The sequence below is a fragment of the Blautia sp. OM06-15AC genome, from assembly GCF_003481425.1.
Classification (GTDB): domain Bacteria; phylum Bacillota; class Clostridia; order Lachnospirales; family Lachnospiraceae; genus Fusicatenibacter; species Fusicatenibacter saccharivorans.
In genome coordinates this window covers 1-23,286 of the sequence record NZ_QULD01000013.1, presented here as the reverse complement: position 1 = coordinate 23,286, position 23,286 = coordinate 1, and the positions used below count along the sequence as shown (strand labels likewise).

Genomic DNA, 23,286 nt, shown 5'->3' with positions numbered 1-23,286 from the left:
GGTGCCGGAACGTGGTACCGGAGTTTTTCTGTCCGGAAATCAGTTTGACATAGAAGGAGAAGAGAATGAAAAAAGGAGAAATTTACGAGGGAGTCGTGGAAAGAATCGATTTCCCGAATAAAGGACGTGTACATGTGGAGGGCGAGACGGTTACCGTGAAAAATGCAATTCCGGGACAGAAGATCCGCTTTCAAATCAACAAAAAAAGAAAGAACCGCATGGAGGGCCGCCTGCTCGAAGTAACAGAAAAATCCCCGATGGAAAAGCGCGATCCGGTCTGCAGTATTTTCCCGTCCTGCGGCGGATGCATGTACCAGACGATGAGTTATGAGGATCAGCTTGCAATGAAGGCCGGTCAGGTGAAAAAACTGCTCGACGATGCCCTCGTGGAGGCCGGCCAGGTCAATGAGGCGGGGGAGGCCGATTATCCGTTCCTTGGAATCAAAGGAAGTCCGAAGGAGTTTGCATACCGGAATAAAATGGAGTTTTCCTTCGGCGATGAATACAAGGACGGCCCGTTGTCTCTCGGACTTCATAAAAAGGGAAGCACCTACGATGTCCTGACCGCGTGCGACTGCAAAATCGTGCATGAGGATTTCACAAAGATTCTGACCTGCGTGCTGGCGTACTTTAAAGAGCGGAACGCAAGTTACTACCACAAGATAAGCCACGAGGGTTACCTGCGCCACCTGCTGGTTCGAAGAGCCGAGAATACCGGAGAAATCCTGGTAAATCTCGTCACCACAAGCCAGGAAGAGTGGGATCTGATGCCGCTCGTGCAGGAAGTGCTTGGTCTGCCGCTGGAAGGAAAGGTTGTCGGATTCCTCCATATCATAAATGATTCCCTGGCAGATGTTGTAAAGAGCGATGAGACAAAAGTGCTCTACGGACAGGACTACTTCTATGAAGAACTCCTCGGACTGAAATTCAAGATCACCCCGTTCTCCTTCTTCCAGACCAATTCCCTTGGCGCGGAAGTTCTCTACAGCACCGCCCGCGAGTTCGTCGGCGAGACGAAAGACCGCACGATCTTCGACCTCTACAGCGGAACCGGAACCATCGCCCAGATCCTTGCACCGGTCGCAAAAGAAGTGATCGGCGTGGAAATCGTGGAAGAAGCTGTTACAGCTGCAAAAGAGAACGCAGAGGCAAACGGCCTTACCAACTGCAGTTTCCTCGCCGGAGACGTGCTGAAGGTGATCGATGAAATCGAAGAAAAACCGGACTTCATCGTTCTTGATCCACCGCGCGAAGGAATCCATCCGAAGGCTCTGCCGAAGATAGTTGATTTATATAGGTGTGAAAAAATGCTTTACATCTCCTGCAAGCCGACTTCTCTTGCGCGGGATCTGGTAGAGTTTGCAAAATATGGATACCGTGTAGAAAAAGTCTGCTGTGTTGATATGTTTCCGGGAACGGTGCACGTCGAGACAATAGTGTTGCTACAAAGAGAAACCTTGTAGAAATCCTTAGATTTAGGCACTTTTCCCGCCATGTGGTGTTTGACGCCGAGGGTGATAAATTCCGTAATAAGCGTATTGAGGACTATATCACGGTTTCGGTAGTTATTGATATGGAGTGTGGGAACACAAAAAACTAAATAGTTGACTGAAAGGGACATCGTGCAAGCGGTGTCCCTTTCTCATGGGCGGAGCCGCAGAGTTTTCATATTCTGCGGCTTTTCTTTTTGCCCGAAAGCGGAAAGGAGGCGACGGCCTATGTACTTCACTTCCGGCAGCGACCGGGCCTTTGAACAGCTCATGCAGGGCAAGCCTGGTTTCGACCACTACGACAGCGGCGAGGCGGTCACGCCGGAGGACTGCGGCACCTGCCGCTTTTATCGCCCGCACTGGAAATATCAATTCTGCGTCTATGCGGAATGTCCCTACCAGCCGGGCAAGCTGACCGCCTACGACGCGGTGACATTTCGAGTGAAAGGAGTTGAGAATATGGCAGTATTTCGTGTAGAGCGTAACAAGGGCTACACGGTGATGTCCAATCACCACCTGCGGAACAAGGACTTATCCCTGAAAGCCAAGGGCCTGTTATCGCAAATGCTCTCCCTGCCGGAAGATTGGGACTATACGCTCAAAGGCTTATCCCTTATCAACCGGGAGCAGATCGACGCGATCCGGGCCGCAATCCGGGAGCTGGAACAGGCCGGGTACATCGTCCGATCCCGTGAGCGCGACAGTCAAGGGCGCTTGCGCGGCGCGGACTATGTGATCTATGAACAGCCCCAGCCTGTGCCGGATTCACCTACGTTGGAAAATCCAATGTTGGATAATCCAACGCAGGAAAAGCCTACGTTGGGAAAACCAACGCAATTAAATAAAGATATATCAAGTAAAGAAAAATCAATTACTGATGTATCAATTACCGATCCCATTCCTATCCTTTCCCGACCCTCTCCTTTGGAGGACGAGGCGGCACAGCCGCCGGAACGGAAAGGAACGGAAGCGAAATCACAGAGCGCCATAGAGATTTATCGTCAAATCATCATGGACAACATCGAGTACGAACACCTTTTCCAGCACGTCAAGGGCATTGACCGGGAAACGCTGGACGAAATTGTGGACTTGCTGGTGGAAACCGTATGCAGCGCCCGCAAGACCATCCGCATTGCCGGGGACGATTACCCGGCAGAGCTGGTGAAATCCAAGTTTATGAAGCTGGACAGCTCTCACATCGAGTTTGTCTTTGACTGTTTGAGCAAGAACACTTCGGAAATCCGCAACATCAAGAAATACCTGCTGGCTATGCTGTTCAATGCGCCCAGCACGATCAACGGTTACTATGCCGCGCTGGTGGCCCATGACATGAACACCGGCAAAATCTGAAAGGAGGACGGCCCTATGAAACAGGGTGCATTGATTTTCGACGAGCGCAGCGACCGTTACGACATTCGCTTTGATCTGGCGGACTACTACGGCGGCCTGCACTGTGGAGAAACCTTTGACGTGATGGTGGGCGGCAGATGGAAGCCCACCCGCATTGAGTACGGGGCCAACTGGTATCTGGTTGGTATCCGTGCCGACGACCTTTCCGGCCTGCGGGTGAGGATTTAATCGGGGACAACCGGCGCAAGCGGCTGTCCCTTTTCTGTTTCCTGCGGCGGCTGACGGTGCCACCTTAACCGTCCCGCCGCACTTCTGCGAAAGGAGGGATAGCGATTGCAGGAGGAAGTAACCCAAAAGACAATAGCCTTTTCTATCAAATCGGCCAAGCTGACAATCCAAGTGCTGCAAGCGGCGGCCCGCAAGTTTCTGGAAACCCAAAACAAGGGCAAGACCAAGCTGCACCACGGCCAGCAGAGCCTAAAGCAGCTCAAAAAGCACGGGGCGGCCCTGTCCAATATCGAGATCACCGATGCCAACATTGGACTGTTTAAGCCCTGTGCCAAGAAATACGGCGTGGACTTCACGCTGCGAAAAGACGCCACTACCCAGCCCCCGCACTACATCGTGATTTTCAAGGCCAAGGACGCCGGCAACATGGAACAGGCGTTCAAGGAGTTCACGGCCAAGAAGTTGCAGCGGGAGGAACGGCCCTCGATCCGCAAGAACATTGCCGCAAGCAAGGAAAAGGCAGCGGCCCGCAACGCTGACCGGGCCAAGGAAAAATTCAAAGAAAGGGGGCTGTCACGATGAAGCCGGAAATGAAAAAACTGATAATCGCCAATCTGCCCTATCTGCTGTTTGTCTATCTGTTCGGCAAGCTGGGGCAGGCGTACCGGCTGGCGGAGGGCATCGACCTTTCCCAAAAGCTCCTGCACTTTGCGGATGGCTGCGCGGCGGCCTTTGAAAGTGCCGCCCCCAGCTTCCACCTCTTTGACCTGCTGATCGGCGTCGCCGGTGCTGCGGCGCTGCGGCTTATGGTGTACTGCAAAGGCAAGAACGCCAAGAAATACCGCAAAGGTGTGGAGTATGGCAGCGCCCGATGGGGCGGCCCCAAGGATATAGCCCCCTATATCGACCCCAATTTTGACAACAACATTCTGCTGACACAGACGGAACGGCTTACCATGAACAACAGGCCGAAAGACCCCAAAACCGCAAGAAATAAAAATGTTCTTGTAATCGGCGGTTCCGGCTCCGGCAAGACCCGGTTCTTCGTGAAGCCGAACCTGATGCAATGTGTGTCCAAGGACTATCCAACCTCATTTGTGATAACCGATCCCAAGGGCAGCTTGATCGGTGAAGTGGGCCAGCTCCTTATCCGCAGCGGCTACCGCGTGAAAGTGCTGAACACCATCAATTTTTCCAAGAGCATGAAATACAACCCGTTTCGGTATCTGCACTCGGAAAAAGACGTGTTGAAGCTGGTAAACACCCTGATCTGCAACACCAAGGGCGAGGGCGAAAAATCCGCCGAAGATTTTTGGGTGAAATCGGAACGGCTGTTCTACACGGCCCTGATCGGCTATATCTGGCAGGAAGCGCCGGAGGAAGAAATGAACTTCACGACGCTGCTTGAAATGATAAATGCCAGTGAAGCTCGCGAGGACGACCCGGAATTTCAATCGCCGGTGGATATGATGTTTGAGCGATTGGAAGAACGCGCCCCCGACCACTTTGCCGTCCGACAGTATAAAAAATTCCTGCTTTCGGCGGGCAAGACCCGTTCCTCAATCCTTATCAGCGCGGGCGCAAGAATGGCCCCGTTTGACATCCGCGAGGTGCGGGAGCTGATGGAGGACGACGAACTGGAACTTGACACCATCGGGGACGAGAAAACGGCGCTTTTCCTGATTATGTCGGACACGGACACAACCTTTAATTTCATTCTGGCAATGGTACAGAGCCAGCTTATCAACCTGCTTTGTGACCGGGCCGATGATAAATACGGCGGGCGGCTGCCGGTTCACGTCCGCATGATACTGGACGAGTTTGCGAACATCGGCCAGATACCCAACTTTGACAAGCTGATCGCCACCATCCGAAGCCGTGAAATCTCGGCTTCTATTATTTTGCAAAGCCAGTCACAGTTAAAGGCCATCTACAAGGACGCTGCGGAAATCATTTCCGACAACTGCGACTGTACGCTTTTTCTTAGTGGGCGGGGCAAGAACGCCAAGGAAATCTCTGACGTGCTGGGCAAAGAAACTATCGACAGCTACAACCAGAGCGAAAACCGGGGCGCACAGACCTCTCACGGATTGAATTATCAGAAGTTAGGAAAGGAGTTGATGTCACAGGACGAAATCGCAACGATGGACGGAGGCAAGTGTATTTTGCAGGTGCGCGGTGTCAGGCCGTTTTTCAGTGAGAAATATGACATTACCCGTCACCCCCGCTATAAATACCTTTCCGACGCCGACAAGAAAAACTATTTTGACGTGGACAGGTACTTGACCGCCCTGCGCCGGAAACGGCAGCGAGTGGTTTCGCAGGAGGAAACCTTTGACCTCTACGACATAGACCTGTCGGATGAAGATATGGCCGCCGTGAACGAATGACCGGCGGCTTTCCCTTATCAACAAATCATATCAATCTAAAATTATGGAGGTAAATTTATGGAATTTTTCAATAGTGCGGTTACTACTTTGCAGACTATCGTTGTGGGCCTCGGCGGTGCGCTGTGTGTTTGGGGCGGCATCAACCTTCTGGAAGGTTACGGTCAGGATAACCCGGCCAGCAATGCTCATGTACGGTAAGGAAGCAAGCAACCGAAAACAAGAGATAGACCGCCAGCACTACACTATTCCGAACCAAAGACCAAAAGATAAGCATTGTGGGAAAATCTAAACTTTTGGATTTTCCTACAATGCCGACTACGGCGGAATCCTTCCCACTCCTTATATCTTTATTTCCGTATACATTGAATTTGTATTTAGTAAATGCTATAATGTCCCTATTCAAATTATAAATGTGTTGAATTAGTTACATGTACATATTTTTTGTGCCGCATAAATACCCTGTTGAGGTTGTCGTTCTTTGTCCAGATGTGGAAACAATAAAAGGAAGGGAACGATACAGGGAGAAAACAGGCTATTCCGGCTTTACGGTTGAAACCTTATACGATACATTTATGCAGACAACACCACGGATCGGCTTTTGGCTGGACAATTCCAACCAAACACCACAGCAGACAGCAGAAACCATTCTGAACGCCAGAAAGTCGGTATGATTGTTACATATAAGGGGAAGAAAAATTTCTTTTAGGTACTTTCTTTCCTAAAACTAATGTGATATAATAGCATCATTCCAAAAAAGGAGTAAAAAATATGCGGCAAGGTATTCTTAAATAAAACTATAATCAAATAGTGGGAACAAAGGATTATGATAGTCCCTTTTGTGGGGGCTTGGTTTTTTGTACCCAATTTAAAAATACTTTTGCCTTATCAATTTTGACATATCCGAAAAACAGCAATCACAAACAGGTGTATGCTGTATATGTGTATGTCCGCAAATTATAATCCCCAGTGGTAAAAGTATTTTACTGCTGGGGATTTTTATGCCCTTTTGGGGCTGTAAAAGGAGGACAATCACATGAAAATAATCAATATTGGAATTCTCGCCCATGTAGACGCAGGAAAAACAACATTGACGGAAAGCCTGCTGTACACCAGTGGAGCGATTGCGGAACAAGGAAACGTGGATAAAGGAACTACAAGAACAGACACTATGATTTTGGAACGGCAGCGCGGAATTACCATTCAGACAGCGGTTACTTCTTTTTGCTGGAATGATTATAAAATCAATATCGTGGACACTCCCGGTCATATGGATTTTTTAACCGAAGCATACCGCTCTTTATCTGTCCTTGACGGAGCTGTTTTAGTCATTTCGGCAAAAGACGGCGTACAGGCACAAACCCGTATATTATTCCATGCGCTTCAGAAAATGGACATTCCGACAATTATCTTTATAAATAAGATAGACCAAAATGGGATCGACCTGCGGCGTGTTTACCAAAGCATTAAAGATAAACTTACCAGTGATATGATTGTCATGCAGGAGGTTTCCCTGTCGCCAAAGATAACCATGACCGATATTTCTGATTTGGACAAATGGGATATGATTATTTCCGGAAGCGATGAACTATTAGAACGATATGTTGCAGAGGATTCTTTGGATATACAGGAATTACAATATGAAAAGTGCAAAAGAACCAGATGCTGCTCTTTGTTTCCTGTTTATCATGGGAGTGCAAAAGACAATTTAGGAACAGAAAAACTGATTGAAGCGATTACAGAAACTTTCATTACAGAAACAGACGATATTCAGTCTGAATTATGTGGATATGTTTTTAAGGTTGAGTATACAGAGAGGAAAAAACGGCTTTCTTATTTACGCCTGTATCATGGGACGCTCCATTTACGGGATACCCTGCTGCTGTCAAAAAAGGAAAAAATAAAGATTACAGAAATGTGTATTCCGTCAAATGGTGAAATCGTCCCGGTTGACCATGCCTGTCCGGGAGAAATTGTTATTTTAGCTGATGATACTTTGAAACTGAACGACATTCTGGGAAATGAAAAACTCCTGCCTCACAAAACACGGATTGATAATCCCATGCCATTACTTCGGACAACGGTAGAGCCGCAAAAGCCGGAGCAAAGGGAAGCCCTGTTAAATGCCCTCACAGAGATTGCTGATACAGACCCTCTTTTGCATTTTGACATTGATACTGTTACACATGAGATTATATTATCTTTTTTGGGAAAAGTACAGTTAGAAGTTATTTGTTCGCTATTAGAAGAAAAATATCATGTGGGCGTGGCTATGAAAGAGCCTTCGGTTATTTATCTGGAAAGACCGCAAAAAAAAGCGAGCTACACGATTCATATTGAAGTGCCGCCGAATCCGTTTTGGGCATCTATTGGTTTGACTGTAACACCGCTTCCTGTTGGAAGCGGAACACAATATAAAAGCGAGGTATCTCTCGGCTATTTAAACCAAAGTTTTCAAAATGCCGTCATGGAGGGTGTGCGTTATGGAATGGAGCAGGGCTTATATGGCTGGGGAGTGACAGACTGCCAAATTTGTTTTGATTATGGAGTTTATTACAGCCCGGTCAGCACCCCCGCTGATTTTCGTTTTCTTGCGCCTGTCGTGTTGGAGCAGGCATTGAAAAAAGCAGGAACACAACTGTTGGAACCATACCTTTCCTTTACCCTTTTTGCACCGCAGGAATATCTTTCACGGGCTTATAATGACGCACCAAAGTATTGCGCAATCATTGAATCAACCAGACTTGAAAAAGATGAAGTTATTTTTAAGGGGGAAATCCCTGCCCGTTGTATTGGTGAATATAGAAATGATTTGAATTTTTATACAAATGGAAGAAGTGTCTGCATTACAGAATTAAAAGGGTATCAGGAAACTTCCGGCGAGCCTGTGTTTCAGCCACGCCGCCCGAACAGCCGTTTAGACAAGATCCGGCATATGTTTCAGAAGATAATGTAACATCTTGCGCAATGCAAACGTTCATTGCTGGCTATTGCGAAATATCATTGATAAAATCAGCATCAGAGAGGAGGAACCATTTTGAACCAGAAACAGACGGATATTACAACAGGAAAGCAAATACGTCATCTGCGAACACAATCGGGAATGACACAGGAAGAACTGGCTGGGAAATTGAATGTTACCCGGCAGGCGCTATCGAATTGGGAGAGAGATGTTAATGAACCCGATTTAAATACGTTGAAAAAAATTTGTTTTCTTTTTGGAGTCCACATGGACGATTTTGCGAAGGAGGTAATAACAAAAATGGAAACATGTGAAAAAAAGAGAAACGACAATTTAATAAGTATGATATGGCAATTGGACTTTTTTATGGTGTCGGGATATTTCTTGGCATTGGTATTTTCTTTGTTGGCGGTTTTATGACAATGTCGGGTGCAGGGTGGGGAGCATCACTATTTGGCGGTGGCTGTTTTTCTCTTGTATTTGGCTTGATATGCCATGCAGTTATTACATTGAGAAGAAATGACAAATGATGACATATCCTGCTTTCTAGTCTTTTCGGTCATATCGCGTAAAAAAGCCGCTGCTTTTGGCTTTCCAATAGCGGCGGCAAAGGGAAATATCCTTTGAATACCTTACAGAAGAAAAGTTTTGCAGCATTATAAAAATAAAAGCCTATACCATTTTGGAAAGAAAAGATACATAATAGTCAAGACGGCAACAATCAGAAGTTATGGAGGGTAACAATGGAATATAGTAAGGAAGATTTAATGGAAGCAAAAAGGCAAATTTTGGGAGTGGGAGAGAACATGGGAACAGAGGAAAGCAAAAAGATCTGGGAGAAAAACGCACAATTTTGGGATGATGCAATGGGTGACGAATCCAATGAATTTCACAGAGAGGTAGTACGTCCCAAAGTAACGGAACTTCTCTCTCCTGATCCTTCGGATTACATTTTGGATATTGCGTGCGGCAATGGAAATTATTCTTCGTATCTTGCACAGAGAGGCGCTTCGGTCGTCGCTTTTGATTACAGCAAAAAAATGATAGAATTGGCTAAAAGACGGCGATCACAATATGCAAAACAAATTGAGTTTTGCGTAGCGGATGCGACCAATAGAGAAAGCTTATTAGGATTAAAAAGAAATCGAGCCTTTACGAAAGCAGTTTCTAATATGGCAATTATGGATATTACGGATATTGAACCGCTTTTTATGGCTGTTTATGAACTATTGGAGGAAAACGGGATTTTTGTCTTTGCAACGCAGCACCCTTGTTTTATCACATTGACTGAAAAATATATGACACCGCACAGTTACTATGATATAGCGATCGAAGGGCAGCCGGAGGAGCAGATTTATTATCATCGTTCCATACAAGATATTTTTAACCTTTGTTTCAGAGCTGGATTTGTCATTGATGGATTTTATGAAGAATGTTTCAAAAACAATAAAGAAATTCCTATGGTAATGATAGTAAGGCTTAAAAAGGTAAAACGTGATAGCTTAAAATAAATTCAAGTTTGCCGGATAAATAGCAAACCCGGCCGAGCCAGTCAACGGTCAAGATGAACGGGCTTCGCCCGCCGTTGACAGCCCCGCCCGGTTTTGCAGTTAGGCAGTCAAGGAGCGACAGCCTAAAGTGCTGCCGCCCCTTACTATCATAAAAAGCAACTACTAACCAGCCACAGCCCTTTTGGGAGGAAAGGGGGATTTTCCATGACCTGTACAGAAGAATATCGGGAACATATCGAGTACACTTTCCATGCCTTTTGCAAAGTCGTTATCCGAAATGCAACGATCAACGCAGCGAGGACACGGAGCAGGAAGCACAAAAGAGAAATATCCCTTGAATACCTCACAGACGAAAAGCACTACCCTTTAGGCACGACAGATGAATATTTCCAAGCCCCGGAGCCGGACGAGGAATACATACTTACCCTTTGCGGCGATACGGTCATTTTCAGCAGCGGTTTACTTGCGGAAGCCCTGTCACGGCTGGACGAACGGGAGCGGGAAATGATTTACCTGTCCTTTTTCAAGCGTATTCCACAGCACGAAATTGGCAGACAGTACGGGCGCAGCCGCAGCACAGCGGGCTACCATATCCGAAAAGCCCTACGGCAGCTCCAAGCGGAAATGGAGGGAATGGCATATGAGAAATAATAGGCTTCTCCCCTATGAAACAATCGTCCAAGCCGCCAGCGGGGAGCCGGAAGCGGTGGGAACTGTATTGCAGTATTACCGCCGCCGCATACAATGTGCCGCCCGTGTGAATGGACGGGTAGACCAAGATACAGAGGACTACATCACCCAGACGCTTCTCACAGCTATTTTCAAGTTCCGCTTTGGGAGATAGCCCTACCGCCTACAACTGAATAACCGCCGCTTCGCCGGCAACCAGAAAGCAGTAAATCTATTCAACAGATTTGCTGCTTTTTTTCGTTCCTGTTTGGCATTTTTGAAAATCCCCAGTATGAAAAAACAAAAGGGAAAATAGCCGCCGCAGTTGGCAAAATCCCTTACTTATCCGTAGAGGGTATCAAAGAAAAAAATACTGCCATTGTCCGCCTATTCCGGCTTGCGTGGTGTTGTAGGGAATAGAGGGGAAATTCTAAAAATCTCCGTCCATTTTGCTTTGCGTGGTGTTGTAGGTAGTGAAAGGAAAATTTTCAAGATAAGCCGGAATAGCGGGTAGCAAAGCCCTTTTGAAACGTTTTGTTAGCGGAAAGGACGGGAGCCGGGGAACGCCGGAGTTTTTCAGAGCAAGATTCTACCGAGGTGCCAAAATTCGCTCTCCGCTTATTTTTGCCCCTGCGGGAATCTTGTTGGGGAGTGCCTTCCCCAAACCCTGCTATGCGCCCTGTCGGGCGAGAAAGGAGGTCACAGACCATGCGAAAGAAATACAATACGCCCCACCGCCGTCATGTGGTAAAGACCCGCATGACCGATGAAGAATACGCCGACTTCACCGGGCGGCTGGCGGCTTATGAAATCAGCCAGTCCGAGTTTATCCGGCAAGCCATACGGAAAGCGACCATACGCCCCATTGTCACCGTTTCCCCGGTCAATGACGGGCTGCTTGCCGCCCTCTCCAAGCTCACGGCAGAGTACGGGAAAATCGGCGGCAACTTAAACCAGATTGCCCGGAGCCTGAACGAATACGGAAGCCCCTACCGGGGGCTGGAAAAGGAAGTGCGGGGAGCCGCCGCCGACCTTGCCGCCTTGAAGTTTGAAGTCTTGCAGAAAGTAGGTGAAGCCGTTGGCGATACTCAAACATATCAGCTCTAAAAATGCCAACTACGGGGACGCTGAAAAATACCTCACATTCGAGCATGACGAGTTTACCATGAAGCCCACCCTTGACGCAGACGGGCGGCTCATACCGAGGGTAGACTACCGCATATCCTCTCTGAATTGTGGCGGGGAGGATTTTGCCGTTGCCTGTATGCGCTCCAATCTCCGCTACGGCAAGAACCAGAAACGGGAGGACGTAAAGAGCCACCACTACATCATCAGCTTTGACCCACGGGACGGCCCGGACAACGGCTTGACCGTTGATCGGGCGCAGGAGCTGGGCGAGAAGTTCTGCGCCGAGCATTTCCCCGGACACCAGGCCCTTGTCTGCACCCACCCGGACGGACACAGCCACACCGAAAATATCCATGTGCATATCGTCATTAACAGTCTGCGGATTGCGGAGGTTCCCATGCTGCCCCACATGGACAGGCCAGCGGACAGGAAAGCAGGCTGCAAGCACCGCTGTACGGACGCAGCTATGAACTATCTGAAAGCCGAAGTCATGGAGATGTGCCACAGCGAGGGGCTTTACCAGATAGACCTTTTGAACGGCAGCAAAGAACGCATTACCGAGCGTGAGTATTGGGCGCAGAAGAAAGGACAGGCTGCCCTTGACAGAGCCAACGCCCCTATTGCTGCGGACGGTATCGCGCCCCGGCAGACCAAGTTTGAAACGGATAAGGCGAAGCTGCGCCGGACTATCCGGGAAGCCCTTGCCGCTGCTTCCGGCTTTGATGAGTTTGCCGCCCTGCTTCTCCGGCATGGTGTGACCGTCAAGGAGAGCCGGGGGCGGCTAAGTTACCTCACGCCGGACAGGACGAAGCCAATTACCGCCCGGAAGCTGGGGGACGATTTTGACCGGGCTGCTGTCCTCTCCGTTTTGGAGCAGAACGCCGCCAGAGCCGCCGAAAAACCCGCAGCCATAGCGGAATACCCCGGCAGTATCAAAGACCGCTTACGGACGAAAAAAGAAGCGAAAAACGCCCCGAACAATGACGCTGTACAGCGCATGGTAGACATAGCCGCCAAGCGAGCCGAGGGGAAAGGACGGGGCTATGAGAAGTGGGCGACCATGCACAACCTCAAACAGATGTCGGCTACCCTCATGCTCTACCAGCAGTATGGCTTTTCTTCCCCGGACGAGCTGGACGCTGCCATTTCCGCAGCCAACACCGCCACGCAGGAGAGCCTTGCCGGACTGAAAGGGCTGGAAGCCGCTATCCGGGAGAAAAAGGAATTGCAGCGCAACCTTTTGGGCTATATCGGCACGAAGCCCGCCCGTGACGGTCTGAAAGCGCAGAAATCGGAGAAAGCCCGGAGAGCCTACCGGGAACAGCACGAAAGCGATTTTATCATAGCGGACACAGCCGCCCGTTATTTCCGGGAGCATGGAATAACCAAGCTGCCAGCCAGCAAAGCCCTGCAAAGGGAGATTGAGCAGCTTACCGTCCAGAAGAACGCCGGATATAACGACTACCGGGAGAAACGCCAGCGGGCGCAGGAGCTTCAGACAGTCAGACGCAATATCGACCAGATTTTAAGGGGCGCACCGAGCCAGCAGAAAAAGCGTGAACAGGAGCGTTAAAGACCGCCCCGAAATGATACCGAAACCCTACAAAAATACAGGTATGATATGAACCCTTACCGCAATACTCCCCGACTTCCAAACGGGGCTTACAGGGCAGAAAAAGCCCGAAAATGATACCGAGAACATACAGAAAATGCCCCCTATCCCGCTACACCGATAGGAACGGCAGAAAGGAGCTTACCATTGCCGAGAATGAGCAAGAAGCGGCGGCTGGAATGGTCTTTCTTCCTCAACCACCGCAACCGTATCACTTACAACGACCTATGCCGGGGCTGCACCCGTGACTGCAAACAGAGCTTCCGGGCGGTTATCATACTATGCCCTCGCTATTATTCCAAACGCTGGAAAAAGGAGGACGCAGCCTATGGCAGATAACCGCAAATATTACTACCTCAAGCTGAAAGAGAGCTATTTTGACGATGATGCAATCGTTCTGCTGGAAAGTATGCAGGACGGCGTTATCTATTCCAACATTCTCTTGAAGCTGTACTTGAAATCGCTGAAAAACGGCGGGAAATTGCAGCTTGACGAGAATATCCCCTACACCGCCCAGATGATTGCGACCATTACCCGCCAGCAGGTAGGTACCGTAGAGAGAGCTTTGAAAATCTTTATGAAGCTGGGGCTTGTGGAGCCTTTGCCAAGCGGCGCACTCTACATGAGCAACATTGAGCTTTTAATCGGCCAGTCCTCTACCGAGGGGGAGCGCAAGCGCAGGGCGCGGCTGGCTTTGCAGGAACAAAAAGCCCTGCCGCAGACAGGGGCGGACAAATGTCCACCATATCGAGCGGACATTTGTCCACCAGAGATAGAGATAGAGAAAGAGATAGATATAGAAATAGAAAAAGAGAGAGAGTTAGAAACGGGACACCCCGCCCCCGCCGCCTATGGCAGATACCACAATGTCATTCTTTCCGATACGGAGCTTGACGGGCTGAAAACAGAGCTTCCCGGCAAGTGGGAGTATTACATTGACCGCCTATCCTGCCATATCGCTTCCAGCGGGAGGAAATACAAGAGCCATGCAGCCACGATTTTCAAGTGGGCGCAGGAGGACGCAGCCAAGAAAGCCCCGAAAAAGGGCATACCCGATTATACCTGTAAGGAGGGCGAGAGCTTATGACGAATGGATTTGATGAAATGATTTTGAATATGACCGACACCACGCCGGAGCCGGAGGACTACACCGGCGAGGACGGGCTTTTATACTGCGGGAAGTGCCACAAGCCCAAAGAGGGCTATTTCCCCAAAGAAACCGCCGCATGGCTGGGGCGTGACCGCCACCCGGCAGAATGTGACTGCCAGCGGGCAGAGCGTGAGGAACGGGAAGCCGCAGAGAAACAGCGCAGTCACCTTGAAACTGTCGAGCGGTTGAAGCGGCGGGGCTTTACAGACCCGGCTATGCAGGGCTGGACGTTTGAGAACGACAACGGCAAGTGCCCGCAAATGGAACACGCCCATTTCTATGTGGAGAACTGGGAAACCATGAAAGAGCGCAACATTGGCTATCTGCTATGGGGCGGCGTTGGCACAGGCAAGAGCTATTTTGCGGGCTGTATCGCAAATGCCCTTATGGAGCGTGAAATCCCCGTGTGCATGACAAACTTTGCATTGATATTGGGTGACCTTGCCGCCAGCTTTGAGGGCAGGAATGAATATATCTCCCGACTTTGCAGCTTCCCGCTGCTTATCCTTGACGATTTTGGAATGGAACGGGGAACGGAATACGGCTTAGAGCAGGTCTACAACGTGATTGACAGCCGTTACCGCAGCGGCAGGCCGCTGATCGTCACGACTAATCTCACGCTGGAGGACTTGCAGCACCCGGAGGACACCGCCCACGCCCGCATTTATGACCGTCTGATTGAAATGTGTTCTCCTGTCCGCTTTACCGGGAGCAACTTCCGAAAAGCCACGGCGCAGGAGAAAATGGGACAACTGAAAAAGCTGATGAACAGAAAGGAGAGCCGCCTATGACCAACACCCCAAAGAATGACCGCAGCACCCGCCGCCCGGATTGCGTGACGGAAATCCGCATAGGTAATTCTGTCCTTGTCGTTTCCGGCTATTTCAAGCAGGACACCACCGCCACCGCCGCCGATAAAATGCTGAAAGTGCTGGAAGCGGAAGCTGCTACACAAAAATCGGCAATTTGACGGGACGTAAAGAAGCAGAAAGGACTGTACAGCCAGCCCCGGCGTGTGGTATGATAGTCATACGGAATAGTGGGGCTGGCTGTCGGAAATGGAGGACACTATGTTAAGACAGACCACCCGAAACCTTATTACCGCCCTTTATCCGAGATTATCCCACGAGGACGAGCTGCAAGGTGAGAGCAATTCTATTTCAAACCAGAAGCGTATTCTTGAAACCTATGCGAAGCAGAACGGCTTTTCCAATCTGCAATGGTACACAGATGACGGTTATTCTGGGGCGAACTTCCAAAGACCCGGTTTTCAAGCCATGCTTGCGGACATTGAAGCCGGAAAAGTCGGCACCGTTATCGTCAAGGATATGTCACGGTTAGGGCGAAACTATCTGCAAGTGGGAATGTATACGGAAATGATTTTCCCACAGAAAGGCGTCCGCTTTATCGCTATCAATGACGGAGTGGACAGCGCACAGGGCGACAATGATTTTGCCCCTCTGCGGAACATTTTTAACGAATGGCTGGTGAGAGATACGAGCAAGAAAATCAAAGCAGTAAAACGGTCTAAGGGTATGAGCGGGAAGCCCGTCACGAGCAAACCCGTATACGGCTACTTTATGGACGAGGACGAAAATTTTATCATTGACGGGGAAGCCGCCCCTGTTGTGCGGCAGATTTACAGCTTGTGCCTTGCCGGGAACGGGCCGACCAAGATAGCCCGTATGCTCACAGAGCAGGAGATCCCCACGCCGGGAACGCTGGAATACCGTCGGACGGGAAGCACCCGCCGCTACCACCCCGGCTATGAGTGCAAGTGGGCGACCAATACCGTGGTACATATCCTTGAAAACAGGGAGTACACGGGCTGTCTGGTAAACTTCAAGACGGAGAAGCCGTCCTACAAGACCAAGCACAGCGTAGAGAACCCCATTGAGAAACAGGCGATTTTCGAGAACCACCATGAGCCTATCATTGACACCCAGATGTGGGAGCGTGTGCAGGAGTTACGCAAGCAGCGCAAACGCCCGAACCGCTATGATGAAGTGGGCTTATTCTCCGGCATACTCTTTTGTGCCGACTGCGGCAGCGTCCTTTACCAGCAGCGTTACCAGAACGCCACCCGCAAGCAGGATTGTTATATCTGCGGGAGCTACAAGAAGCGTACCCGTGACTGTACGGCGCACTTTATCCGCACCGACCTGTTGACCGCCGGAGTGACCGACAATCTGCGGAAAGTCACCAGCTATGCAGCGAAGCACGAAGCCCGGTTTATGAAGCTGCTGATCGAGCAGAACGAGGACGGGGGCAAGCGCAGGAACGCCGCAAGGAAAAAGGAGCTGGAAGCCGCCGAGAAGCGTATCAGCGAGTTATCCGCTATCTTCAAGCGGCTGTATGAGGACAGCGTGACCGGGCGCATTTCAGACGAGCGTTTCACGGAGCTGTCGGCAGACTATGAAGCCGAGCAGAAAGAACTGAAAGAGAGAGCCGCCGCTATCCGGGCAGAGCTTTCCAAAGCGCAGGAAGCCACGGTAAACGCAGAAAAGTTTATGAATGTTGTCCGCAAGTACACCAGCTTTGAAGAACTTACCCCTACCCTTTTGCGTGAGTTTGTGGAGAAAATCGTTGTGCATGAGTGCAGCTATGACGAGAACGGCACACGCAGACAGGACATTGATATTTATTACTCTTTCGTTGGCAAGGTAGACCTGCCCGAATGACCGCCCGACCTATCCGGCGCAATGCGCAAACGCCGGATAGGAACGGCAAAATTTTTTACACTTCTACTACTTCTTTATCACACATCAGCAAAGTCGCAGGGTGTTAAGCAGTTTATGGCTAATTAAAGGGAACAAAAAGAAAGGAAAAGCACAATCCAGACGGTATCAGCGGCAAGATACAAGAATAAATTGTGATTACACAAGATTGGTGTTATAATAAGAGAAAAGTTCCTGCCGGGGCAGCCGCCCCGGTGGTATGGATAGAAAGGCAGGAAAGCAATATGCACATCAGCTATAAACCACTCTGGCATACACTGTTAGAGCGTGATATGAGAAAAGAAGATTTAAGGCTTGCCGCCGGTATGACAACGAATATGATTGCCAACATGAGCAAAGAGGGAAAGCACATCAGCATGGACACATTAGCCCGTATCTGCGAAACGCTGAATTGTGAGATTACCGATGTGATTGAGTTAGTACCAGACGAGCCTGCTTCCACAGGAGGTAAGGAACATGAGCGAATTGAAACCAAGAATAACAGAAAACGGAATTGATTATATCCTTGTCGGAGATTACTACATCCCAGATTTGAAATTGCCGGAGGAACACCGCCCTATCGGAAAGTACGGACGGATGCACCGGGAATATTTAAGAGAAGTCCACCCAGCCAGATTGAATACATTGACCCTGACAGGGGAATTATGGACATATCTTGCAGATCTGAACGAACAGGCACAGAAGCGATTAGGTACAATCATAGAGCAGATGAAAGCTGCTGAGGGGGTCACAGAAGAATTAAAGAGTATCTGTCAGATGGAATGGGTGCAGCGTTGCAATAACATTCACAATCGGGCAGAAGAAATTGTTTTGCATGAGATGATTTATTCATAACGGTATGGTAGAATGATTATGATAAATCGGAGTTTGACGAGGTAAAAGAATATGAATGGAAAACATCTATTTCTTACATCTGCAGGGTTGACCGATAAGATGAAAGAGAAATTCTTTGATATTATTGGAAAGTGTCCGAAGGATGTGAAAGTGCTTTATATTCCAACAGCTGGCATTGAAACAGATGGTGCAAGAGAGTCGCTTGCAATATGTTTTCATGAACTCTTTCTAATGGGAATTCAGTACGAAAATATATTAGTGTACAATCTGGAATTAATTCTTTCAAAAGACTATCAAAGAACCTATTCTTCGTATGTTACAACCCCGTTTATGCTTACAAGGCTATTAACTTTTGAAGAATTAAACCAATTTGATGCTGTTTTTGTCAGTGGTGGTGATGTATCTGTGCTTTGTCGTGAAATGTCTAGAACTGGTTTTGATAGAATACTTAATAATGCAATTAAAAACGGACTTATATATGTCGGAATCAGTGCAGGAAGTATGTATGCGGCGGGAAATTTAACAGATGGATTACATATTATTGACAATCCTATTATCCCCCATTGGAATGGTTCTGAAACAACAGTATTACCGAACGGCAAAGATGAGATTAAGCTTGCTGATGGAAAAGCTGTTTATGTAGAGGATAATTACATGAGTGTAATATGATGCACATGTAGGATTAGTCAAATTCCAATTTGCGAGGATGAACACTTATGAAAGAAAAAAGCAAAAGTGAAGTTTCAATAATAGGTGGTGCAGATGGCCCAACAAGTATTTTTATAGCTGGCAGAACACGGAAAAAGCCTCTAAAAGTAAGGATACGAAATATTATCTACAGATATAGACGTAAGATAGTAGAGAAGAAAGTGGTTGCAGATTCACATACTCTTGATGAATTGGTACAATATGCAATGAATACCTACAATCTAATTGAAACTAATTCAACTGAGAGAAAATATATTGAACAACAAAAAAACCTAAAGGAGAGTTTGATTTTACAGCATAAACCAGAAGTTTTAGGTGAAATGAAGGATATTCCAAAGCCGGATGTTTCTAATGAAGAATCTGTCAGAGAATATTTTTGTAAAATAAAGACTCGAAGCGAAATGATTGCCGAAATGCCAGATAATGTAATTCCTATGAACTTTCATCTATATGAAATAAGAATCGGTGATGATTCTCTTGAGATGGAGATAGATTATATTTGGAATATATTCGGTATATCTTATTCTGGAAACAAGAAAGTAATGAAACAGTTTGAGAAAATTTCAAAAGATTTGTATATCTATTATGGTGTTAGTGAAGATGATATTAAGAAAAAGACAGAAAGATATTTATCATTGGTAACGGCATTAAGTTCATAAATTCCAGCCTGTCTTTCTGAAATTTCAACTGAATAACCACAGCATAAACCGCTGCTACATGGAAGCTAACACAACCATGCAACAGCGGTTTTTTGTTACCGTTTTTTCCTCTGGCTGATAGGCGTTCCCATTTTCTTTGATTTTTTGAGAATCCGAATGAGCCAGCGGAATTCTTCTTCCGACAGATTTTTATAGTTGATACCGAGTTGCTTGCAATAAAGGATGACCAGCTTTTCATCCCGACTACCCTTGAATTTTTCGACCGCTTCCAGATTTTCTTTCAGTTCATCGGCAACGGTGGTCTGTGGGGCACTTTCACTATCCTTTTTGTGGGCTTCCCGAATATCCCGGATAATGAGGTTGAGATCATCCAGCACCATGTGGCTGAAATATTCATCATCGCTGATATGGGCGGCTTGTAGCACTTTCAAATGGGGGTCATCTTCGCCGGGGCGATACCGTTCAATGATTTCATGCCGGACAGTATCGACAAGGGCGTTGAGGTTTTGAATCTGCATGGTGGCAATCCCATCTACATAAATCTCAATATCCGCAAGAAACTTGATAAAATCCTTATGAGTGGCAAGCTCACAGAGCAGACGGTTGTTAATTCGACCGCTTTTCAAAAGTGCCACCATCTCATCGTTCAAATGAAGCCCTGTTAATGGTGTGTTGATCTGTTCCCGGTTCTCTGTCCGGCACAGCAGATAATCAACGGAAACCTCATAGAAGTCTGCCAGCGTGATAAGGTTGCCATGATTGATTTCCTTATAATCCTCTTTCTCATAACTTCCAAGAGCTGATTTGGAAATGCCCGTCAGCTCTGATAATTCTTCCAAATTTAAGCCTTTGTCCTTGCGGAGTTCCCAAAGACGTTCCTGTATGGTAGTTGCTCCTTTCATGGGCGCACGCTCCTTTCCAGCGGTTGTATTTCTGCCGCTTAACTGGATTATATCACACTTTCCGCAATCGTGGAAATTTCCGATTTTTACCCCTAATTCCTACTTTGTGGACATACGGCACAGGGCACAAAAATGTTCTATGATACAGGTAGTTCATCGATGGATTATTCCAATCGAATGACCAGCCTGTGTGGGATATGCTTCCCCGGCGATGTAGTGCCATGACTTTTGGCAGGGATGTGGAGGAACCCTGACCGAAACGAGCATACCAAAGGGAGCGATACGCCGCTGTGAGATTCAGGGGAGGAACGACACCGGGGAGAACTGGCGAACTGACACCGAAATGATACCGAAACACGACAATCTGATAGGGGGATAGTCTACCCTATCGTTGATACTTCGGGAGATTTTAAGCGGCTCTATGACCGTAATTTTGCCGAAAATCGCCCCGAAACCATACACTAAAACAGGAGGAAATGCAATATGCCGAGAATGAGCAAAAAGCGGAAGCATGAGCTTTCCTTTTACCTCAATGACCGGGGGCGTGTCACTTACAACAAATTATGCCGGAAATGCCAGCATGGGTGCAAGCAGAGCTTCCGAGCGGTTGTGATTGACTGCCCCCGTTATTTATCCAAACGAGCAAAGAAAAAGGAGGAACACACCGAATGAATTTTGAATTTATGACGATAGACACACCCTTGCCGCCCTGTATGCCATTTCCCAGAGCGTTGACAGGATTTCCAGTCAGCAGCACCGCAAAGGTCATGTACTGCCGGATGTTGGACGCTATGCTATCCAAAGGGCAGGAGGACGAGAACGGAATCCTGTTTGTCTGCTTTCCTGTCACAGCCATTGCCGCAGTCCTGTCCCGCAGCCCCATGACGGTCAAGCGTTCTCTGAATGAACTGGAAACCGCCGGACTTATCATGCGGGTGCGTCAGGGCGTGGGAGAACCGAATAGAATTTATGTGCTGATACCGGGAAAGGAGGACGCTGCCCTTGCCTGATACCTCAAAGCTGGAAAAGCTCAACCGGGAGTTGGAGAAAAGCGAAAAGAAACTGCGGAAAGCCATCAATGATGAAAAGGCATTGCAGCACCAGTTAAAGCAGCTTACCCGAAAGGAACGGACGCACCGGCTCTGTACCCGTGGCGGTATGCTGGAAAGTTTTCTGCAAGAGCCGGAACGCCTGACAGATGATGATGTCATGCTGTTATTGAAACTCATTTTTCACAGGCAGGACACGCAGGAACTATTGAAAAAACTGCTGGAACGGAAGAAGCCGGAACCCCCTTAGTTTACTAAGGGCGCAATTATACACCGCCCAGAGGTTGGTGCATTGCGTTCTCCGAAGGCTCCTCGCCGGAGGGCTGTAATTTTCCGCAGTCATGGTCTGCTCCAAATCAAACAGGGGACGCTACGCTTCCCCTGCGCTGGCTGCCGCCAGCTACCCTTTTGTGGACTTGCCATCTGGGGACACCTTGCGCTACAAGCTGTTCCCAGCCGACAAGTTTCATAAAATATACTATCTTTTCGATAGGCAATGCAGTATAATAAAGACAGCAACAAATTAGAAGTTATAAGTGGACTTTTGCGAAGTTGTATGATACTATTATTTTACAAAGATTTGAAAATTCGTGGATTATTTAACAAATTAGAAGGAGGTATTTTATATGTTTAAAAAGGCTTTTTGGGTTCCTTATGAGGATAGTACCAATTACCCAACTCTTGCAAAAACTATGGAAGCAATTTCAAAATATTGTGAAGAAAATGGCGAGTCTTATACATTTATTAACGATGACGAAGTGGAGATAAATGGAAAAAGATATGAAATATATCGGGGCTACGAAAATGGTAGTAGGGGAAATTACGGTATAAAATGCAAAGAAAAATAATTTCCAGTTTTTCATTCCCTACACATCGGGTCAACTTGCCCCGAACTTTCACAACTAAATACCCGCCGCCTACACAGTGGCACACCAAGCAGGAAATCTGAAAAGGTCTCCTGCTTTTTTTCTGCCCAAGGTGGGGTGGTAAAACGCCACCTCATCCACCAATTACCGAAAGGAGGGACACGAAATGCCCTGCCCACACAACGAAATCACGATTGTTCAGCGCAGCCAGCGGCAGTCTGCGGTTGCCGCCGCTGCTTACCAAAGCGGCGAAAAGCTGTTCTGTGAATACGACCAGCAAGTGAAGCACTACCCGGAAAAGCGTGGTATTGTCCACAATGAAATTCTGCTCCCGGCAAACGCCCCACGGTCGTATGCAGACCGCAATACCTTATGGAACGCCGCCGAAGCGGTGGAAAAGCAATGGAACTCCCAGCTTGCAAGGCGGTGGGTGCTTACCATTCCAAGAGAGATACCACCCGACCAGTATGCTGTCCTTGTCCGGGAGTTTTGTGAGCAGCAGTTTGTTTCCAAAGGCATGATTGCTGATTTTGCAATCCATGACCCCCATCCGCCGGGACACAATCCCCACGCCCATGTCATGCTCACTATGAGGGCAATGGACGAACATGGAAAATGGCTTCCCAAGAGCCGCAAGGTTTATGACCTTGACGAAAACGGGGAACGGATAAAACTTCCGTCCGGCAGATGGAAAAGCCACAAGGAGGATACGGTGGATTGGAACGACCAGAAGTATTGCGAAATCTGGCGGCATGAATGGGAGGTCATCCAGAACCGCTATCTGGAAGCCAATGACCGTCCGGAGCGTGTGGACTTGCGTTCCTATGCCAGACAGGGGCTTGATATTGTCCCCACTGTCCATGAGGGGGCTGCTGTCCGGCAGATGGAAAAGCGTGGTATCCAGACGAATATCGGAAACCTGAACCGGGAAATCAGAGCCGCCAACAGTCTGATGAAGTCCATCCGGCAGCTTATCCAAAACCTCAAAGGCTGGATTACCGAGCTGGGAGAAAAACGGAAAGAACTGCTTGCACAAAAGGCGG

The 23,286-nt window shown here is 48.2% G+C and carries 27 protein-coding genes and 2 pseudogenes; 28 read left to right on the top strand and 1 reads right to left on the bottom strand.

Features of this window, described 5'->3' with window-relative positions; translation table 11 throughout:
- Window positions 1–65: 65 nt before the first annotated feature.
- The 23 genes and pseudogenes from rlmD (at window position 66) to DXB83_RS13955 (ending at window position 19,426) form a co-directional block, all read left to right on the top strand.
- Window positions 66–1,463: a 23S rRNA (uracil(1939)-C(5))-methyltransferase RlmD gene (rlmD, locus tag DXB83_RS14075; protein WP_118697771.1), complete on the top strand. Its 1,398-nt coding sequence runs from the start codon at window positions 66–68 to the stop codon at window positions 1,461–1,463.
- Window positions 1,464–1,949: 486 nt separating this feature from the next.
- Window positions 1,950–2,840 carry a DUF6017 domain-containing protein gene (locus DXB83_RS14065; protein ID WP_206908189.1) on the top strand — a complete coding sequence of 297 codons (891 nt, stop codon included), beginning with the start codon at window positions 1,950–1,952 and terminating at the stop codon, window positions 2,838–2,840.
- A gap of 15 nt (window positions 2,841–2,855) precedes the next feature.
- Window positions 2,856–3,068, top strand: a complete 213-nt coding sequence (locus tag DXB83_RS14060) for a DUF5348 domain-containing protein (protein WP_002574007.1) — start codon at window positions 2,856–2,858, stop codon at window positions 3,066–3,068.
- Window positions 3,069–3,173: 105 nt separating this feature from the next.
- Window positions 3,174–3,650, top strand: coding sequence for a PcfB family protein (locus tag DXB83_RS14055; protein WP_118697769.1), 477 nt, complete (start codon window positions 3,174–3,176; stop codon window positions 3,648–3,650).
- Window positions 3,647–5,458 carry a VirD4-like conjugal transfer protein, CD1115 family gene (locus DXB83_RS14050; RefSeq protein ID WP_118697768.1) on the top strand — a complete coding sequence of 604 codons (1,812 nt, stop codon included), beginning with the start codon at window positions 3,647–3,649 and terminating at the stop codon, window positions 5,456–5,458. Before DXB83_RS14055 ends, DXB83_RS14050 begins: the two co-directional genes overlap by 4 nt.
- 57 nt (window positions 5,459–5,515) lie before the next feature.
- Window positions 5,516–5,656 (top strand): Maff2 family mobile element protein, encoded by a 141-nt coding sequence (locus DXB83_RS14045; RefSeq protein ID WP_091132270.1) that lies wholly within the window; start codon window positions 5,516–5,518, stop codon window positions 5,654–5,656.
- An 835-nt stretch (window positions 5,657–6,491) separates the two neighbouring features.
- Window positions 6,492–8,411: a tetracycline resistance ribosomal protection protein Tet(32) gene (tet(32), locus tag DXB83_RS14035; RefSeq protein WP_002602099.1), complete on the top strand. Its 1,920-nt coding sequence runs from the start codon at window positions 6,492–6,494 to the stop codon at window positions 8,409–8,411.
- A gap of 81 nt (window positions 8,412–8,492) precedes the next feature.
- Window positions 8,493–8,947: pseudogene (locus tag DXB83_RS14030) on the top strand (helix-turn-helix domain-containing protein).
- A gap of 213 nt (window positions 8,948–9,160) precedes the next feature.
- Complete coding sequence (locus DXB83_RS14025) at window positions 9,161–9,928, top strand: class I SAM-dependent methyltransferase (RefSeq protein ID WP_002602097.1); 768 nt, start codon at window positions 9,161–9,163, stop codon at window positions 9,926–9,928.
- Between the two features lie 204 nt (window positions 9,929–10,132).
- The gene (locus tag DXB83_RS14020) at window positions 10,133–10,579 is read left to right on the top strand and encodes an RNA polymerase sigma factor (protein WP_002602096.1); all 447 of its coding nucleotides are present in this window, start codon (window positions 10,133–10,135) and stop codon (window positions 10,577–10,579) included.
- Window positions 10,569–10,772: a helix-turn-helix domain-containing protein gene (locus DXB83_RS14015; protein ID WP_002602095.1), complete on the top strand. Its 204-nt coding sequence runs from the start codon at window positions 10,569–10,571 to the stop codon at window positions 10,770–10,772. The genes DXB83_RS14020 and DXB83_RS14015 overlap by 11 nt, the downstream gene beginning before the upstream one ends.
- Window positions 10,773–11,305: 533 nt before the next feature.
- Window positions 11,306–11,704 carry a plasmid mobilization protein gene (locus tag DXB83_RS14010; RefSeq protein WP_002602094.1) on the top strand — a complete coding sequence of 133 codons (399 nt, stop codon included), beginning with the start codon at window positions 11,306–11,308 and terminating at the stop codon, window positions 11,702–11,704.
- Window positions 11,676–13,298 carry a relaxase/mobilization nuclease domain-containing protein gene (locus DXB83_RS14005; protein ID WP_002602093.1) on the top strand — a complete coding sequence of 541 codons (1,623 nt, stop codon included), beginning with the start codon at window positions 11,676–11,678 and terminating at the stop codon, window positions 13,296–13,298. The genes DXB83_RS14010 and DXB83_RS14005 overlap by 29 nt, the downstream gene beginning before the upstream one ends.
- A gap of 186 nt (window positions 13,299–13,484) precedes the next feature.
- Window positions 13,485–13,676, top strand: coding sequence for a hypothetical protein (locus DXB83_RS13995; RefSeq protein ID WP_006058351.1), 192 nt, complete (start codon window positions 13,485–13,487; stop codon window positions 13,674–13,676).
- Window positions 13,666–14,424 carry a phage replisome organizer N-terminal domain-containing protein gene (locus DXB83_RS13990; RefSeq protein WP_002605636.1) on the top strand — a complete coding sequence of 253 codons (759 nt, stop codon included), beginning with the start codon at window positions 13,666–13,668 and terminating at the stop codon, window positions 14,422–14,424. Before DXB83_RS13995 ends, DXB83_RS13990 begins: the two co-directional genes overlap by 11 nt.
- Window positions 14,421–15,278: an ATP-binding protein gene (locus tag DXB83_RS13985; protein WP_002605635.1), complete on the top strand. Its 858-nt coding sequence runs from the start codon at window positions 14,421–14,423 to the stop codon at window positions 15,276–15,278. The genes DXB83_RS13990 and DXB83_RS13985 overlap by 4 nt, the downstream gene beginning before the upstream one ends.
- A complete protein-coding gene (locus DXB83_RS13980) occupies window positions 15,275–15,457 on the top strand; it encodes a transposon-encoded TnpW family protein (RefSeq protein WP_002605634.1) in 183 nt (60 codons plus the stop codon). The genes DXB83_RS13985 and DXB83_RS13980 overlap by 4 nt, the downstream gene beginning before the upstream one ends.
- A gap of 100 nt (window positions 15,458–15,557) precedes the next feature.
- On the top strand, window positions 15,558–17,168 hold the full coding sequence (locus DXB83_RS13975) for a recombinase family protein (protein ID WP_002605633.1): 1,611 nt from the start codon (window positions 15,558–15,560) through the stop codon (window positions 17,166–17,168).
- A 21-nt stretch (window positions 17,169–17,189) separates the two neighbouring features.
- Window positions 17,190–17,288 (top strand): annotated as a pseudogene (locus DXB83_RS17415) (Maff2 family mobile element protein); the annotation flags it as partial.
- A 161-nt stretch (window positions 17,289–17,449) separates the two neighbouring features.
- On the top strand, window positions 17,450–17,722 hold the full coding sequence (locus DXB83_RS13970; protein ID WP_002592127.1) for a helix-turn-helix domain-containing protein: 273 nt from the start codon (window positions 17,450–17,452) through the stop codon (window positions 17,720–17,722).
- The gene (locus DXB83_RS13965) at window positions 17,682–18,059 is read left to right on the top strand and encodes a TnpV protein (RefSeq protein WP_117844092.1); all 378 of its coding nucleotides are present in this window, start codon (window positions 17,682–17,684) and stop codon (window positions 18,057–18,059) included. Before DXB83_RS13970 ends, DXB83_RS13965 begins: the two co-directional genes overlap by 41 nt.
- A 51-nt stretch (window positions 18,060–18,110) precedes the next feature.
- Complete coding sequence (locus tag DXB83_RS13960) at window positions 18,111–18,728, top strand: Type 1 glutamine amidotransferase-like domain-containing protein (protein ID WP_005930833.1); 618 nt, start codon at window positions 18,111–18,113, stop codon at window positions 18,726–18,728.
- A 47-nt stretch (window positions 18,729–18,775) separates the two neighbouring features.
- Window positions 18,776–19,426: a hypothetical protein gene (locus DXB83_RS13955; protein ID WP_025579830.1), complete on the top strand. Its 651-nt coding sequence runs from the start codon at window positions 18,776–18,778 to the stop codon at window positions 19,424–19,426.
- A 95-nt stretch (window positions 19,427–19,521) separates the two neighbouring features.
- Here the strand turns inward: DXB83_RS13955 and DXB83_RS13950 are convergent, their stop codons facing one another.
- Entirely contained in the window at window positions 19,522–20,328 is an 807-nt protein-coding gene (locus tag DXB83_RS13950; protein WP_109258343.1) for a helix-turn-helix domain-containing protein, read from the bottom strand.
- Between the two features lie 483 nt (window positions 20,329–20,811).
- Between DXB83_RS13950 and DXB83_RS13940 the strand changes: the two genes are divergently transcribed.
- From DXB83_RS13940 to mobQ, 5 genes are all read left to right on the top strand, one after another.
- Window positions 20,812–21,000 carry a hypothetical protein gene (locus DXB83_RS13940; protein WP_117844090.1) on the top strand — a complete coding sequence of 63 codons (189 nt, stop codon included), beginning with the start codon at window positions 20,812–20,814 and terminating at the stop codon, window positions 20,998–21,000.
- A complete protein-coding gene (locus tag DXB83_RS13935; protein WP_003020305.1) occupies window positions 20,997–21,338 on the top strand; it encodes a DeoR family transcriptional regulator in 342 nt (113 codons plus the stop codon). The genes DXB83_RS13940 and DXB83_RS13935 overlap by 4 nt, the downstream gene beginning before the upstream one ends.
- Window positions 21,331–21,627 (top strand): DUF3847 domain-containing protein, encoded by a 297-nt coding sequence (locus DXB83_RS13930; protein WP_118212517.1) that lies wholly within the window; start codon window positions 21,331–21,333, stop codon window positions 21,625–21,627. Before DXB83_RS13935 ends, DXB83_RS13930 begins: the two co-directional genes overlap by 8 nt.
- Window positions 21,628–22,003: 376 nt before the next feature.
- A complete protein-coding gene (locus tag DXB83_RS13925) occupies window positions 22,004–22,225 on the top strand; it encodes a DUF4318 domain-containing protein (protein WP_006876003.1) in 222 nt (73 codons plus the stop codon).
- Window positions 22,226–22,409: 184 nt separating this feature from the next.
- Window positions 22,410–23,286, top strand: an 877-nt coding sequence (mobQ, locus tag DXB83_RS13920) for a MobQ family relaxase (protein WP_147399380.1), incomplete at its 3' end; no start/stop codon positions are given.